We start from the raw sequence: 16,517 nt of genomic DNA, 5'->3' as shown, positions 1-16,517 counted from the left end.
TAGATCGTGTCCACGATCGCCGATCGTGGACACGATCTCCCTTGATCTACACGGACTCCAACACGCCATCACCATCATGCCTTGCTCGCGCGCGCGTGAGGACACGGCCCAGCCGAGCCGCTTACGGAGTGCGCGCACTGCTACTCGAAGCACGCGAGCAATTTGCGGCGCTCGATGTCCGTCTCGCGCGTTGCGACGCGGAAATCAGGTCTCATCTCACTGACAATGAGCCAGCCAGGAGAGTCCGAGAACTGCTCGGTATCGGTCCGCTCACGGCCAGCGCGTTGGTTGCCACCGTCTCCAATGCCAGCAGCTTCAGGAATGGCCGCCAGTTCGGCGCCTGGCTGGGACTCACACCACAGCAAAACAGTTCCGGGGGCAAGAGCCGTCTCGGAAAGGTGACCAGGCGCGGCGATGGCTATCTGCGTGGCTTGCTCGTTCAGGGCGCGCGCAGCGTGCTCCAGTCCGCCTTACGGTGCCAGCCGGACAAGCTCAGCCGTCTCATGCGCTGGGTTGTCGAGCTGTTTCACCGCAAGGGCTATCACAAGACACTGGTCGCCATCGCCAACAAGCACGCGCGGATGCTATGAGCCATGCTGGCGCGAGGCGAAGTCTATGACCCACTGGCATGGCAACGAACCGCGCCCGGTCATGCAGTTGTGTAATCCATCAACCGTTCCCCATCGCTGCGATGTGCGATAGCAGATAGAGGTCAGACCGAACGAGAGCCAACCCCGGCTATCCTGCTGGCCAGCAACCAACTGTGAGCGGTTGATCCCCGCTTCAGTGCTGAGCCTACTATTGAATTGGGGGTTCTCGTGCGACTTAAGTATGATGGCCCGCGCGACATGCAAACCACTTTTCGCGCAACAAGGCCGGCTACAGAGATGCAGCCTGCTTACCTTGAGACGCTAACGTGCACATACCTGGATAACGGTTCATGCCTAGGAGAGCTAATGTAAACAAAAACCTTGACTCATCGAGGAAGTCCCTACAGCAGGGATAGGCTAACGCCGGTTTTGGGATGCCATCGACGTGGCGGCAACGCCGATAGATCGTGGATAGGGCGTACTACGCCAACAGCTTAGGCATCAAAATCGGTGGACATTGCAATGTCCTTTGCCTCCAGTGCAACAAGCCGTTCGGTGAGGGCTTGCCTAATGTTGTTATAGGCATCGCTGCCGAGACGCGACACGTTGCTGGACGCAGACGTGGCCTACTGCGACGAGACGCCGTTCCAGGTCCTGAAGGAAAAGGGACGGCAGCCGCAAACGCAACGTTACCTGTGAGCACAGATGACAGAGCCGAAGACTCCGGTACGCGTGTTCACCCTATTACCCGTTCCCGACAGGAATGACCCGAGCGATCAGTCCATGTCGACCGATTCGTTCGGCCGCCGTTTAACCTTGGTCCAAAAGTTTACGGACAACGAAGTACTCTCCGAACGGACCTGATGAAACCAACCTTCCGGCAGATACAAAAGATTGCCCGGCTCAAGCGTGATCGAAATGCAGGTCGCATTCCGCGCCAGCGGAAACCGGTCGAAGTCTGGCTCCTCGGGGTTGAAATCGCAACCGTCCAATCCGCCAAAGGGAGTCGTGGACCATGCATAAAGATACCTGCGGTAATGTGGAGCAGCTAACACAAAGCGCTTTTTGCCCCATATCTGCGCGAAAAAATTATCACTCGCGTCACGATGCAGGGGCGTCAGCGTGCCCGCTGGGCCGATCCAGATTCGAGGTGGGTCATATACCGACGCCGGAAAATACGGCGGCCGTTCAATCAGTTCAAACAGCTTTTCTGGCAGAACGTTGTTCCCCATGTAAGCGGGCAGTGCCCCGACCCCTGCCGAAGCCTCGTCAACCGATTTGATGAACTCGGCCATGCTGGTGGCGCGAAAATCCCGCTCGTTGGAAAACGCAGCCTTGATGTAATCACCATGACGCGTAATTCCCTGCAAGTCAGCAAAATGTTGAAGCGACTCCTCCCGGCTCGCCTGGAAAAGCCTCCAGTTCAAAAGGCCATCTTCGATGATGAGGGGACGTCCCCGAAGCATATAACGCGTGCGGAAGTCCCCGACCGTGAAGTCGTGGCTACGCTTCCTTTCGATGCCAAGCATCACCGGCTGACGTGCAGAAACTGCCTCGCTATAGCGCGAGGGCGTGGGGTAGCGGCGTTTCTCTGTCGCCAGTCCATCTTCTGTCTGCTGCACCGTCGCCCTTGAGAGGCGGATGATCTCCGGAAGACGTGTAGCAAGTGCGGCATTGCCCGAAATCCCGATTTTCCCGGCTGCGAACAATTGCTCAATATTGGCAGTTCCCGCAGCGACCGCCGACACGTCCTCTGCAGCAACCCGCAACACGACGTCTGGCTGCTCCTTGCATTCACGCGTGACCTGCACGTTCTGGCGCACCACTACTGTGACCGCATCGTCGCCGTTTGCCTCGAACCGGTAGATGCCTTCCGTGCCCGTTATGGCCGACGCTTTGGCAAACAAGTGGTTGATGGAATCCGCAAGTTTCATCGTATCGATCTCCTGCCTTTCGGCATCGATAAAGTCGCGCCCAGCCCAGAGCGCGCACGAAAGAGGTATCTCTGCCAGCGCCTGACGTTACGGAATCCGCGACTTCCGTCTCAAGCCAAATACCAAGACTCATCGACTTGAAGAGTTGTCCGAAGACACCGCTTTGCACAGGCCCATCGTCCGGCCTACACATCGTGCCTCACGTAACGCTCGGAGGTAACCAGTCATGGGTCGGTCGCCCACAACCGATCGCATCTTGCAAACAACCCGCCACCACTCCCATGGGCATCCCGCTAGCCAGCCGGTGCCGCCAAATCTTCAGACGATCGAACGCAACATCCTCAGAAATCCGTGCGCACAGTCAGCATCACATTCCGGAGATCGCCAAACTGACCGTAGAAAGTGCCCGGAGTTCGCGAATAGTATCCCCTGTTGAAGATATTGTTCAGCGCCAGAGACGCAGTTACGTGCTTGTTGAACTGATATCCAACCTGGGCATTAAAGATGGCGTAGCCGCCCTGCTCGTATAGCGAGCTTAACCGGCTCGTCGCGCTTTGCGCATACATACCACCACCCACCATCCACCCATGCAGCATCCCTTGCTGGAACCGATACGTCGTATAGAGCTTGAATAGATTTCGCGGCGACTCGAGGCCGGCTCCGTTGCCGAGGCTGGTAGCGGTCAAACCTGACTCGAAGTCAGCATTGAGCAGCGTGTATCCAGCGTATATATTCCAGCCGGTCAGCGGTTCACCGCTGACCTCAAATTCCCATCCCTGGCTCCGTACCTTGCCAGCGTCCAGATAAAAGCCCGTATGGATTGGATCACCAAGCTGATAGTGATCGTTGTCGATCCGGAACGCGGCAACACTGGTATTGAGTCGCCCGTTCATGAATGTTCCCTTCAGACCCGCCTCGTACTGCTTGCCGGACGCAGGCGCCAACCCCTGCCCGCCGAAACTCGTTCCTGTCTGTGGCGCGAAGACCGACGAATAGCTCACATAGGCCGAGATATTCGGCACGATGTTGTAAACGATCGCCGCGTACGGAACGAATTTTCCGTTCATACGGGAATTGACCTTCCAGTCTCCCGTTGTCTGCGTTTCCGACTGATACCAGATTTCGCGAGCCCCCAGGGTCACGGAAAGAGGATCCGTGATCTTGATGTGGGCCTGGCCATACACTCCGCCCTGTTGAAAACGGAAATTGGTATTGGAGCCGGAGGAAAAAGCCGGCTCCGGAATACTGGCCGCATCCAGAACGTTGAATGTACCGATATTTTGACTAACGAAAGGATTCGTTTCAGAAAGCTGGCTATAGGTCGCCCCAAACGTTAGCGTATGATCACGTCCCAAGAGGTGTACCGGTCCGGATACATTTGTATCCATCGCAAACCAGTTATAGGTTCCGCTCTGCTTTTGGGCATAATACGTCTGGTCATACGGGTTACTTCCAGTGGCCCCGAATGGGTAAGCATAGGTGCCACTAAAGCTGTACCGTCGATAGAGCACCGTCGTCGACGAGCTCCAGCCGTTCTCGAACTTGTGCGTCAGGTTAAGATTGGTCTCATCAAGAGTATTGCGTTGGTAGTTCCAGCTCGGACCGAAGTTCTGCGACCATGAAGTGGGCAGGCGTTGGCCGTTGCTCATCCCGCCAACGCCGTAGTCAAACCCGGTATCTGCATTGACCTGATGCGCAGCTGACAGGGCAACGGTGGTACGTGGATCGATGTCGTATTCAAGGATGCCGTAAAAGCCCCCCTCTTTTTCTCGATAGCGATCGATGGACTGATGTTCGTCAGATCCCACAATAACAGCCCGTCCCCGCAGTGTCCCCTCCTTGTTCAGCGGCCCAGTCACATCCACCATCTGTCGCGCGCCGCCAAAGGACGATACCTGTGTTTCGGTCGAGACGTGGAAGGTATCCAGCGGGCGCTTGCGCACCATGTTCACCGTCCCGCCCGGGTTGCCCGTTCCATCCATCACCCCGGCCGGACCCCGAAAAACCTCGATGCGGTCATAAAAAGCAAGATCCAGTTGCGGTTCATACTGGACACCGCTCATCAGCGATACACCATCGAACTCGATGCCGAGCAGGTAGCCGCGTGCCGAATAGTATGCGGTGTCAGCATAAGACACCGCCTGAACACCAGTCGTGTACCGCAACGCATCGTCGAGCGTTGTCATGTTCTGGTCGTCCATGCGCTGACGCGTCACCACCGAAACGGAGTTCGGGATCTCCTGCAGTTTTTGCGGCACCTTCCCGGCGATCGTCGCCGCCTGCGCCCCGTATGAACCGGACCCCTCTGTGGTTGCATCAATTTCGCGCTGGGACGTAATGGTTACGGCGGGCAGCACACTCGTGGGTGCGGCGCCGCTGTCGGACGGGCTAGCGCCCGGAACCTCCTGCGCGTGGACGCCCCCGGTCCACGCGGCGGCAGCGGCCAGCGCGAACACGTTGAACCTGAAACGAAAAGCATTCCGGAACAGAACCCCAGCGCGACGCTGTTTCATATGTTTTCTCATTGTGTAAGTTCGGAGACAAGGAATTTGGCCTGGCGCGATTCCAGGTACCGACCTAGGCTGTCGATCGACCTCCAATCAGGCCACTCAAAACCTTGTTGCGACTCGGCGCTACCCCGCGCCGGACACCGCAATTCCACGCGTGGCGATGATCGCCCACGATATTACACGAGAATGCGTCTTATTTACAATATCTGACATACCGAAGGGCATTAGCTGGCTCAATGCCCAGCGCGCCCGTCGCGCCTTCCTCTTACGACCGCCGACGCAACAGCATGGCGACGAAATAGCCGCTGCCCACCAGGGTCGCGACCAAGCCAGTAGGCATGGCCTCCGGAAACGCAACCTGACGGCTCAGCCATTCCGACAAACCCAAAAGTACTCCGCCGATGAGTGCGGCGACCCACGCCTGGGTGGCTGGTCGACGTGCACCGGAGAACCTGGCAAGGTGGGGAGCAATAAGCCCCACAAATGTTGACGGGCCGACCACCAGGGTGGAAACCGCAGTCAGGATTGATGCAAATAGCAAGACTGCAAAACGCGCCGGAATGACCGGCACTCCTATGCCGTCCGCAAACTGGGCTCCCAGCGCGAGTGCCTGTAGCCAGCGAGCAAGGAGCGGGACGAGCACGAGAGCCAAAAATGCGACACCTACAGCCGTATACGCTGTCGCCGGCTGGACAAAGTACGTGTTGCCGAGCATCAGGTTCAGCAGCAATGCCGCCCGTGAATCCCCGCTGGCCATCACTGCTCCGACCACCGACTGGAAAAATGCAGTCAGCGCCACCCCGATGAGGATCATCCGTTCAGGCGCAAATCCCGTCCGCCCACCCAGCCAGACGAGCATGCCCAGCGTTACCATGGCGCCACTCAGACATCCACCCAGCAACACCGCCGGGGTGATCGGGTTCGCCACAAACATGACAAAGACGATGCCGAGCGCACCGCCGGAACTGACGCCGAGCAGATCGGGACTCGCCATGGGATTCCCCGTCATTCGCTGAAGAAGCGTGCCGGACAAGGCAAGCAACGCACCCGCCGCTATAGCCCCGAGGGTGTGCGGAAGGCCCCACAATAAGAGCAGATCAAAGCGCGCAAGAAGCCGCCAGCCATGAAAGCTGCGGGTCAAGAGTAGCGATGTGCTGAGCGTCGCCAGCGCGAGGACAATCCAGAGTGGAAGGCACCAACCCGGCATGCGCGTCGGTGCCCGTGCAGCGTCAGCCGATTCGACGTCCGGCGCCGCACGCAACCGCGGCAACATCGCGATGAGAAACGGCACGCCTAGCAGCGAGGTCACCGTACCGGTCGGGATCAAATGCCCGGGGAAAAATCCACCAGCAGAGATCGTCTGAACAACTTCGTCCGTCGCCCATAACAGCAGCGCCCCGAGCAATGGTGCCAACACAAGCCGCTGAGCAACGCGTCGCGCCCCGGCAAGCCTGGCGATGATGGGGGCCGCAAGTCCAACGAAACCGATGACGCCAACAGAAGCCACCACGAATGCCGCGAGAGCCACCGTTACCAGCAGCGCGATAAGGCGCATTCGCTGCACACTAATGCCAAGACTACGGACAGTCGAGTCTCCGGCTTCGAACACCGCAAGTGGACGGCTCAACGCCCACACTGGAAGAACAGCCAGCCCCACCCGAACCGCGAGCCACTCAGACACGCCCCACCCGCTCTGGTCAAGCGCCCCTCCTCCCCAGATCATTACGCCCTGCAACAGTTCATAGTGCGTCCAGGCAATCGCCATGCTGACTGCCCCGCAAAGGAGATTCACGACCATGCCGGCGAGAATGACCGCCAATGTGGACATCCGTTGCGACCATGCAAGCAAGAACACGAGCAGTATCGCTGTCCCGCCACCGCCAAGCGCGACCAGTTCCTTGCGCCCGTCCAGCCAGCCAGGCGCCCAGATCGCCGCCACGGTAACCGCGAGGTACGCACCAGGCATTACACCCAGAGTCATGGGCTCGGCCAGGGGATTGCGGAGAACCTGCTGGGCCAGCGTCCCCGCCAGCGCCAGTGCAGCCCCGCAAAGCAGCGTAACAGCGACGCGAGGAAGGATACTGTCGCGCACGATCAACTGATGGAAATCACCGGAATGCGCGGACCAGATGGCACCCCAAAAGCTCGCACCATGTAATTCGTCATACACGCGCATCACTGTCAGCGCCGCCGCTGTGGCCGCGAGCAGAAACAGGATCGGCACACAGTAGTTGCGCGTACGCACATGGCCAGACGAAATGAACTCAGCCAAGGCCGCCTCTCCCGCCAGCAATATCGGTAAGCGCCCTTTCAATTGCCAGGACGAAACGTTGCATCGAAACAAGGCCGCCGTTTGGTGCAATAACCGGCAAAACTGTCACGCGCCGCGAAATCATCGACGGAAGCGCCTGCCAGATCACACTGCGTCGAAGGGACATGCGCTGCGACGAACGGATATCGCCCAGAAGCAACAGGGTCGCCTGGGATGAGTCAAAGAGACGCTGCATGGACACTACGGCGACACCATCCGAACCGGTTGACCAGGCAGGCTGCCCTCGCCCCTGATTCACTGCGTTTGTCACTCCGATTTTCGACATCATCGTGTCAAGCAGACTGCCCGCGCCATAAACACGTAGATATCTATCGTCGATGAGTTCCGCGAGAACCACCGGACGGCGAAGCAACTCCGGGTGCAGTTCCATGCGCGCTCTCACTCCACCCACCACGCTGTCTGTTCTCTCCAACAGTCCGTCGCCCACATTACTCCGGCCAACTACCCGCGCCATCTCCGTGGTTTCAGCGCGCAGAGCATCGTATGGCTGCGCACTCCGTGCGTATCGCCCAAGTGTCAGCGTAGGCGCCAGCCGCTCAAGCAACGGGCGGGCCGGCGCATGGCCGGGTGTAATGATCATCAGATCTGGGGCAAGCTCTTCCAGGACTTCATAGTTTGGCGAGTAGAGCAGCCCTATATTGACCACATCCGACGGCAATGGAGGATCCACGATCGTGCGTCGATACCAGTCGGGCGCAGATACGCCCACAGGAACGACACCGAGCGCTAAGAGCATTTCAGTCAGCGGCCAGTCCATCACCACCACGCGACGAGGAATTTTCGATGCGGCAGCAACCGGCTGGCCAGCACACATTCCAAGGCACGACGCCCATATCGCCGACTGGCCAGCCTGTTTGAGAAAGTTGCGTCGTGCCCGATGGCGCATGTGCCCCACACCGTCGCTCGACCCATTCATCGCGGAAAACCAATCGCGTGCCCGTTATCTGGGTCCTTGAGCACCCCCATCGGTACGCCATAGATCTGCTCAAGACAATCCGGTCTCATCATCTCGTCGGGCGACGACCTGAGCAGCACTTGGCCACCGCGCAAGGCAACCAGCTCATTACAGAACCGTGCCGCCATATTGACGTCGTGTAGCACGACGACGGCTGTAACACCATGCTCGTCTGCGAGCTTCCGGACCAGGCCAAGAACCTCCAGTTGGTGCCCCACATCCAGGGCAGAGGTTGGCTCATCAAGCAATACACAACGACTGTTCTGGGCGATAAGCATTGCCAGCCATACACGCTGTCGCTCACCCCCAGATAGACTGTCCACCGCCCGGTCTGCATACCTCATCACATCCGTCGCAGTCATCGCGCTATCCACGTAGTGACGGTCCTCCACCGAAAACCGCCCGAGCGCACCATGCCAGGGATAGCGACCAAGCGAAACCAGCTCCCGAACGAGCAATCCGTCGGTGGCCGGCGTGTATTGGGGCAAGTGTGCAACCTGCTGCGCAAAGATTCTGTGCGGCCAGTCAGCAAGCTCCCGACCGCCGAACACGATCTTCCCGCCGGTCGGGCGATAAACGCGCGCAAGCAGTTTGACTAACGACGTTTTGCCCGAGCCGTTGTGCCCGATCAGTCCGGTAACCTGTCCGGCCGCAAGGTCGAGCGTCACCGAACGCAGAAGTGGCTTGCCCGCAATCGAGAAGTTGACGTCGGCGAGCTGGTACAGCGGCCCGTCAGCCGGCGTCGGCTTGAGAGAATGATTCAACACAGTGGTTTGGGCGCAATCGCAGAGCCGTAAATATAAACGATATTTATTCGTATCTAGATTGTTGTACCGATCCCAAGGTCATATGATTAGCTATCGAATAACCGAAATCGATAGCGATGACGAATGGCCAGGACCTTTCCAGACCGACGCTCGCGCTACGTCACGGTCTATGCAGTCCGGCGGCCCTCGTGAAATTCGGGAACTGCCAAACCCGATGTCGCTGCCCCTGATACCCTGCCATCGTCTTCTTTGAGTGATCCGGAGACGTCCACGTAGCGGAACGCCGCCCCTGTGGAAATCTCGACAATCTTGCCGTGCTCGAGACGCACGACCCTGTCGGCCATGCCGAAGAAACGGTCGTCGTGGGAGACCACGATGAGCGTCTTTCCCTGACGCTTCAATTCCGGAAGGAACTGCGTGTAAAACAGCCTTCGGAACGTCGGATCCTGATCAGCCGCCCATTCGTCAAACATCATCACCGGACGCTGCTCCAGCATCGCCTGAACAAGTGCCAGCCGCTTGCGCTGCCCACTCGACAGATCGATCGTCGAGAACCGTCCATCGGCAACATGCACCTTGTGGGCAATCTCCAGCTGCTCCATGTACTCATTGGCTCGCTCGAGTAAAGTCTCGTCACGAACCACCAGTTCATCAAACAGATAGTAGTCCGAGAAGATAGCCGAGAAATTCTGGCGATAGGCATCCGCATGCCGGACATCAAGGGGCTGTCCATCGACAAGTAACGTTCCCGACTCGGGCGTGTAAAGGCCAAGTAACAGCTTGATGAGCGTTGTCTTCCCGCTCCCGTTTTCACCCACGACGAAAAGCATCTCACCCCGATGTACCTCGAGATCGACTGGCCCGAGTTGAAACGGATCCTTACCCGCTGCTGCCGGGAAACTGTAGCGAACTGCGTTCAGTTCGATGCTGCGAATCTCACCTTGTAGAGGTACGGACGTGTCCGATAGCAAAAAAGCTTCCCTGTTTTGAAACCTGCCGGCGAGCTCCGCAATTCTCTGGAACGCAATGCGCGCCTGGCTGAAAGCAGGAACACCCGAGGCAAGCTGTTCCACGGGACCGCGCACATACAGGAGGACAACCACGAAACCGCTCACGGCCTCAGTGCTCACTCCCAACCGGGTTCGAAGTAGCAATATCAGTCCGATGACGAGAAAGAACAGCGTTGCCCCCGTCACGTTGGTCGCGTAAAAAAGACGCATGGCGTGAATCTTCAGATTCGCCACCTCGTCCGCCGCTCCCGACAGATGCGACGAGTAAACACGAAATCGTCTTTCCCGGCTGAGGCGCAGTTCCTTCGCACCCTCGGTAATTGCCCGATACTGCTTCTGGAGTTCGTCCTGTGCGCCGCGCACTCCTTCGTAATAACGTCTCCAGCGTCGCGACGAGTACTGATTGATCAGCAAGCCGATTACGATCGCCACTGCCGCAATCGCAAAAAGCAACGGCGACAGCATTAACATGTAAGCGACGCATCCGGTAATAATCGCAAAGGACACCCCATAGACCGGAAAATTGAAGGTAAATACGCTTACTGTGTCGACGTCGTTGTTGAGCGTCGCGAGGATCCGGTGAATGCTGAATCGCTCGATCGCAGCGATAGGTGCACAAATGATCCTTGCTGAAATGTCCTTGCGCAGCGTCGCAACCACCCTCTGCCCGATAGTCACATTCCCCACACCCGCGATCATGTTACCAATGAGGCTAACAAGACACAGTGCCACAAACGTTTCGATCAATTTATAGGGAATATCGCCGACGACGTGAAGACCAGCATTGATCGTCGCAAGAAGCCATGCAGTACTCCCGCCGCCGACCAGACCCATCAGGGTGGCCAGCAGCATGATGCGCCAGAATGGTCGAAGCAACCGAAACAGTTCACGACTGAAATGCTGCTCCGTTGCCTGATCTGATATTGAATCCATGGCGTTTTCCGTTAATACCCGAAAGAATGACGGCCGTCACTCGTTGGCCGTCTGGCACTGCATTGCCATTCACATTGCGTTTCCGGCTATGCAGATACCTGTTGTCTGCCCGCGTCGCCTGCTCATGGCACTATGGGACGGTGGAGGCGCCCGTCTCCGGCCTTCATCAACGCGCCGTTGCCGCCGGTTCACGATCGCTCACACTGGCGCCAGCACTTCCGTCATGCGCTCCGACCGCCCTGGACAAGGGACTGGGCACGTCCAAGGTTAGCGGCCGATCACTGGCCGCCGACGCGATATCCTGCTCAGAAAACGGCGTCTGCACCCACTGGCTCTTGGAAAATAGCCATGTCTGATCCGCGAAATGAGGCGAAGCCGGATCAGACGACTCCGAGAATGTGAGCAGGGTCCGTGCGACCGGGCCGCTCCGGGTAAATGACACAACCTGGATGTAGCTTGAGCCGTAAGTCGCGTCCCGCCGCCCCGATTTGTCCGGGACGCTTTGGATCGCGTTGTATACCCCGAGTGTGCCATCTCCACCGGGTATCGGGATCGGACGTCCTTGGCGGTCACTGACCTGCAGCGATCCCCACGTTGTCTCTGGGGACACGTCGGCCCGGGTGAGTTCTCGGTCGACCTCGACCAGTGCAGCCCTGATCGCTGATGCGATCCCAGCATTGGCTATGTTCAATCCACTGGGTGTGTCGAGCGGCCGCGCCGGATCAAATGGAGTCGTCCAGGCGCCCGGCATTTTCAGTACCCGATTCATCGCCTCCGCGAAATAAACGTATCCCAGCCCAGAACTGGCGTTCGCGGTCCTGTCCCACGTGCGCAACGCACTGCATGCCGCCGTTATCCCTTCGCTGGCACCGTTCGTCCCTGACGGCACGTCCGGGCATAGCCGCAGCATATCATCCAGGCTGATCGAGGCGAGAAACACGCTATTACCCGTAACCAGCGCTGCCAGATCATCCGGACCGACCCTGCGAGTTGACTGACCGGCCTTGCCATCGGGTACCCTCAAGCTGCTCACCCAATGCAGTGCAAAGCGGCCACGCGCACCCACCGGTACTCCATCACGGCTTACAGTGACCGGGTATCCCTCCACGGGCGCTGCAGGATTGACAAGCCATGCGCTGTCATTGGAATTCTGGACGAAGTCGTTGCGGATCACGACAGGTAAATCTGTTCCCGCAAACACCCCGGCTTGCGGCGCGTGTACATCGTCAACCCAGTTACACTCGCTGCGACTTCCATCCAGCACAACCAACCTGCTGCTTTCGCCGATGTCTCCCACGCCGCATGACGCGAGCTTCCGGTCATCCACGGCAGGAATAACGGAAACATTGGCGAACATGACCTGCCCCTTCGAATCCGCTGCGACCGTGTCAACCCAGGGGATCCCCAACGTTTTAACCAATGCCGCCCGCAGGCCATCGAGACTCTTGCTCCCGTCCATCAGATACCACTGCGCGAGCGCCCGTGTGTTGTCCACGTTCGGATCCCGCAACGCGTAAGCACTGCTGTCTGTCCAGCCGAAATGACCCGGCCATACGATTAACGGGCCATCGGCCGATTCATAGAAGCTGTGGTAACGCTGTGTCATGCCATTCCGTGTCAACACATCGACGGTAACCGTTGTCTTCTTTATCGGTCGGAGCTGCCCGTCGACAGCGTACTCCATCGAGTTTCCTCGCCCGAGTGATAGTCGATATATCGTGAAGTGAACCGAGGAATCGACTGTGTGCGTCCACGCAACGTGCTGGTTAAATCCGATATTCACCACCGGGAGCCCCGGAAGAGCCGCGCCCATCACGTCAAGTTTGCCGGGGATAGTCAACTGCATCTGGTAAAAGCGCAACGGGCCATCCCACGGAAAATGTGGATTGCCCAGCAGGATGCCCTTTCCATTGCGGCTCATGGCGCCGCCAATAGCCAGGCCATTACTGCCATACCGGCTGCTAAACTGCTCAAGATCCACGAGATTATCAACTGGCTGCCCGACTACATGGTTTGAGGACTGGGCATCCGTGTGTGCCGCTGACGTCGGCGGGGCCGCAGCCACGATAGCGCGAATGAATTGGCCTAAGCCTGCGTGAATCAGGAGTCTTCGAGTCAGCCGGACCAGATCGTCAGTGGAAATGGCCTTTACCCATTTTCCCCCACCACATAGCGGAGCCTGACCATCAGCCACCTGCTGGGCAATGTAACGATTGAACCCATCAGCGTATCCGGTCATCAACGCCTGAATCCCAGGAGGCTGAGCTATCCAGAAGCGGTCAACCGCTTCCTGGCTGTTGAACCACCGGAAAAAAAAGTCGGTCTCGAGGTTAGTTGCCCCATATTCGGTTTTGCTTTCGGGTCCCCAGTACATAGACCGGGTTCCACTAACGGTCGCTACGTCGTCTTCAAGCAGGCACGCGTTGTCCTGCGCATAGGCGAAGCCTATCCCATAACCCAGACCCCGCTCCGAGACAGCCTTGATATGGGGGATACCAAACGCCGTGCGCCGGATCTCCACCTGATCAGCAACGTTTCCAACGGTCGCCGCCCGCGTGGCTTCGACGATCAAAAACAGCAGCGTGGCCAAGACTCTATACATCCGCATCAGGTACCTCGATTTTGGTTTCGAGTGCGACGAGCACTCAGTTCAGACCGACGCATCGCGCCAACATCTCGGGCCCGGTTTCAGTATCAGGCATGTCACCTCGTTGCAGCCTTTTTCTGCAAGGCAGTTGCATCGTCAGCGATCAGCCTGACTGCACGAAGGGCAGACACGACTGCCCCCTCCTGCCATCCCGGCATTTGACTGAGATGCTCTCCCGCGAGATATACCCTTCCCTGTGGCTCATTCAGTGCCTTGTATGCGGTCGACTGCGGGGTTTTCCAGTTTGCCCACGCGCCCTGACTGAAGGGTACGTGCTGCCAGCATATGACGACGGGCCTGATCAAGGATTCACTGAACCCGGGATGAAGCCGCTCGACTGTCTCGCGCGAAGCCGACAACTGAGCGGTGCGCGAAAGCTGTCCAAAGCGGTCCGCTTGAGGTCCGGCGTTGTATCCGGCCACGAGAACACCATTGCTGTCGAACAATCCCCCGCTTGGATACCACAGCACACCCAGATCAGTATCGACAAAGGATAGGCCTCCGTAGATATGGTTTTGTGTCTCCCAGAAACGTGGAGACTGCCACGCGACCTTACAGGCGGAGTCGTACGTCACAGAACGGATCGCCTCGGAGAACTCGCGGTCAAAGTTCGTCGGAATCCTTGCAAGCACCGGCAACGGCGTCGTGACCACAGCATAGTCTGCGCGGATCTGCTCTGCCTCTCCGGCATCTGCGCTTTTATGGGAGACGATTACGCCATCGGGCGTTCGCTCTATCCTTGACACAACCCGACCCAGACGGATCACGCCAGGCAGCCGGCTCTCAAACCCGCGAGGGATCTGGTCCATTCCCCCGACGGGCTCCAGCATGGTCGCCTGATAGTCGAATACTTCTTCGTGAACCAGGGGACGCCAGACGTTCCTGTCCAGAAAGACATGCAGATCGAGGGGCGCATTTGCCACTCCTACATCATCTGCTGCGCCGGGCAATCTTCGGTAGCCTGAACGACTCGATCCAGTGTATGCCCCGTCTGGATCTAGATCACCATATTCACTGAGGAAGTGGATCAGCTTCTCCTTGTCCTCTGCCGAAAATTCCTCGTCAAGCGCACCACGCCGGATATCCTTGGACAACAACCCGGAAATATATCCGCGAGCATCGTTCTCAAGCTGCCCTAACGTAACGGGGCGCGGTAGGGATGCATCCTGTGCGGCGCAAAGAGCACTTCGCGATGCGTTGACGAGAACCTCCATCCGCACCCCGAACTCGCGGCAATACCCGAGCAGATTGACGTGAGTTGAGGGTATGCGGGCCGGGCCGGCATTGAAATACAGCCCCTCATCGAAAGCGGACTGCTGGTCGGGGCTCCCATTCATACCCAGTACTGTGCCCTTCCGAACCGTAAAGTTTCGACCTCCTGTGCGATCTCTCGCCTCCAGTACATCCACACGAAATCCTGCCTTCGAAAGTTCATAGGCGGCGACCAGCCCGGCAATACCCGCGCCCACGACCACCACACGCTGCCCCGCTCCAGTGGACGGAGACAGATCCAGGCGCTGCGCCCCGTTGCTATCCGTCATCGGAGCAAAACCGAGTGCGTGCATGCCCGCCATCGCAGCCTGTTGCCCACCAACCGCTGCCAACGCAAGCAGGAAGTCTCTTCTTCTCATTCCCATCGGCCCATCCTTAAACACGTTTATCCAATACATCAATGCACCGGCTTCAACGACGAACCTGTGTGCTGTCCAATATCCGCTGCCGACAGCCTCTCAGCTCATCGGTTTATCCAGTCTCAAGAGCGCTTCATACACACTATCAAGCAGATCAGGGTGCTTGATAATCCGCATGTGGTCCGCATCAATGACCCGAACGACTTCGACTTCCCCTCGCGTCTGCTCGCGCCACGTTTCCGTGTGAGGCTGCGGGTCACCCAGGGGCGAGTCCTTGGCCCACCAAAGCTTCAAATTGACTGCCTCGCTTTTCGGTACATGGGTCATGGAGATGTCTTTGAGCTTCCGGCCGACCGCATGAAATTTCCGCCAGTACTGAGCATCGACTTCGCCTAATCTCTCTAGCATGCGATCGTCAGGCTCTTCGTTATGCGGATCATCCGGGATCGACGCCGGTACAAAGCAATCGACCATTCCGACAAAAGCCACCTCTTCACCCATTGCGCGGAGCTGGTAAGCCATATTCAATGCAATCACTCCGCCCATTGACCAGCCTACAAAGTGGTACGGACCATGAGGCTGGACGGTGCGGACTGCCTGCACGTAGTCATTTGCCATTTCTTCAAGGGTTTTCGGATCCCAGTCGGGACTGGTATAGAACGGCGTCGTCAACCCGAAAACGTTGAATTGTCCCTCCAGTCTTCGCGCCATCAAGCGATAGTCGGCCACCAGCCCAAAAGCCGGATGTATTGCGAACAGCGTTCTTGGACCCGCGATCGAGTTCATTGGCAATAGATACGGCGGATACGGGACGTTACCTCCAGTCAGTGTCGCTGCGAGGTCAGCCAGCACCGGCTGCGCAAAAATGAACTGGACCGTAAGGTTCGGAATTCCTTCTTTTGCGGCGAGACTTACCACTTGCAGGGCATCCAGAGATGTTCCGCCAACATCAAAAAAGTTGTCCGTTATCGCAATTTCCTCGTGGCCCAGTACCTGCGTCCAGATTTCCAGCAACTGTGCCTCGATCGTCGTGCGCGGCATCGGCGCGAGTCCAACGACCTCTTTGCTGGTCCTGAACTGCAACGCGGGCAGAGCCTTCCTGTCCACCTTGCCGTTCGGGCTCAGCGGCATTGTCTCCAGCACAACGATCGCCGACGGCACCATGTAGTCTGGCAGCACCCGGCCCAGCTCCGTACGTAGCCGGGCGC

The 16,517-nt window shown here is 58.1% G+C and carries 11 protein-coding genes; 2 read left to right on the top strand and 9 right to left on the bottom strand.

What is annotated here, in order from left to right:
* Positions 1 to 128: 128 nt before the first annotated feature.
* On the top strand, positions 129 to 590 hold the full coding sequence (locus tag FQ755_RS31620) for a transposase (RefSeq protein ID WP_186308715.1): 462 nt from the start codon (positions 129 to 131) through the stop codon (positions 588 to 590).
* Positions 591 to 1,196: 606 nt separating this feature from the next.
* Positions 1,197 to 1,289 carry a hypothetical protein gene (locus tag FQ755_RS31610; RefSeq protein WP_409937790.1) on the top strand — a complete coding sequence of 31 codons (93 nt, stop codon included), beginning with the start codon at positions 1,197 to 1,199 and terminating at the stop codon, positions 1,287 to 1,289.
* A 77-nt stretch (positions 1,290 to 1,366) separates the two neighbouring features.
* Here FQ755_RS31610 and FQ755_RS31605 read toward each other — a convergent pair whose 3' ends face one another.
* From FQ755_RS31605 to FQ755_RS31565, 9 genes are all read right to left on the bottom strand, one after another.
* Positions 1,367 to 2,524: a cupin-like domain-containing protein gene (locus FQ755_RS31605; RefSeq protein WP_144160508.1), complete on the bottom strand. Its 1,158-nt coding sequence runs from the start codon at positions 2,522 to 2,524 to the stop codon at positions 1,367 to 1,369.
* A 341-nt stretch (positions 2,525 to 2,865) separates the two neighbouring features.
* On the bottom strand, positions 2,866 to 5,037 hold the full coding sequence (locus FQ755_RS31600) for a TonB-dependent siderophore receptor (protein ID WP_186308714.1): 2,172 nt from the start codon (positions 5,035 to 5,037) through the stop codon (positions 2,866 to 2,868).
* 262 nt (positions 5,038 to 5,299) lie between these two features.
* Complete coding sequence (gene fhuB, locus FQ755_RS31595; RefSeq protein ID WP_260858963.1) at positions 5,300 to 7,306, bottom strand: Fe(3+)-hydroxamate ABC transporter permease FhuB; 2,007 nt, start codon at positions 7,304 to 7,306, stop codon at positions 5,300 to 5,302.
* Complete coding sequence (locus FQ755_RS31590) at positions 7,299 to 8,252, bottom strand: ABC transporter substrate-binding protein (protein ID WP_186308713.1); 954 nt, start codon at positions 8,250 to 8,252, stop codon at positions 7,299 to 7,301. Before FQ755_RS31590 ends, fhuB begins: the two co-directional genes overlap by 8 nt.
* A gap of 26 nt (positions 8,253 to 8,278) precedes the next feature.
* Positions 8,279 to 9,085: an ATP-binding cassette domain-containing protein gene (locus FQ755_RS31585; protein ID WP_260858962.1), complete on the bottom strand. Its 807-nt coding sequence runs from the start codon at positions 9,083 to 9,085 to the stop codon at positions 8,279 to 8,281.
* Positions 9,086 to 9,255: 170 nt separating this feature from the next.
* On the bottom strand, positions 9,256 to 11,031 hold the full coding sequence (locus tag FQ755_RS31580; protein ID WP_144160500.1) for a cyclic peptide export ABC transporter: 1,776 nt from the start codon (positions 11,029 to 11,031) through the stop codon (positions 9,256 to 9,258).
* 166 nt (positions 11,032 to 11,197) lie between these two features.
* The gene (locus tag FQ755_RS31575; protein ID WP_186308712.1) at positions 11,198 to 13,621 is read right to left on the bottom strand and encodes a penicillin acylase family protein; all 2,424 of its coding nucleotides are present in this window, start codon (positions 13,619 to 13,621) and stop codon (positions 11,198 to 11,200) included.
* A 113-nt stretch (positions 13,622 to 13,734) separates the two neighbouring features.
* Positions 13,735 to 15,348: a flavin monoamine oxidase family protein gene (locus FQ755_RS31570; protein ID WP_144160494.1), complete on the bottom strand. Its 1,614-nt coding sequence runs from the start codon at positions 15,346 to 15,348 to the stop codon at positions 13,735 to 13,737.
* Positions 15,349 to 15,408: 60 nt separating this feature from the next.
* A partial coding sequence (locus FQ755_RS31565; RefSeq protein WP_260858961.1) for an alpha/beta fold hydrolase occupies positions 15,409 to 16,517 on the bottom strand: 1,109 nt, incomplete at its 5' end.

Source organism: Paraburkholderia sp. BCC1885, assembly GCF_900996235.1.
In the GTDB taxonomy this organism is placed as follows: Bacteria; Pseudomonadota; Gammaproteobacteria; order Burkholderiales; family Burkholderiaceae; genus Paraburkholderia.
This window is presented reverse-complemented; position numbering and strand designations above follow the sequence as displayed.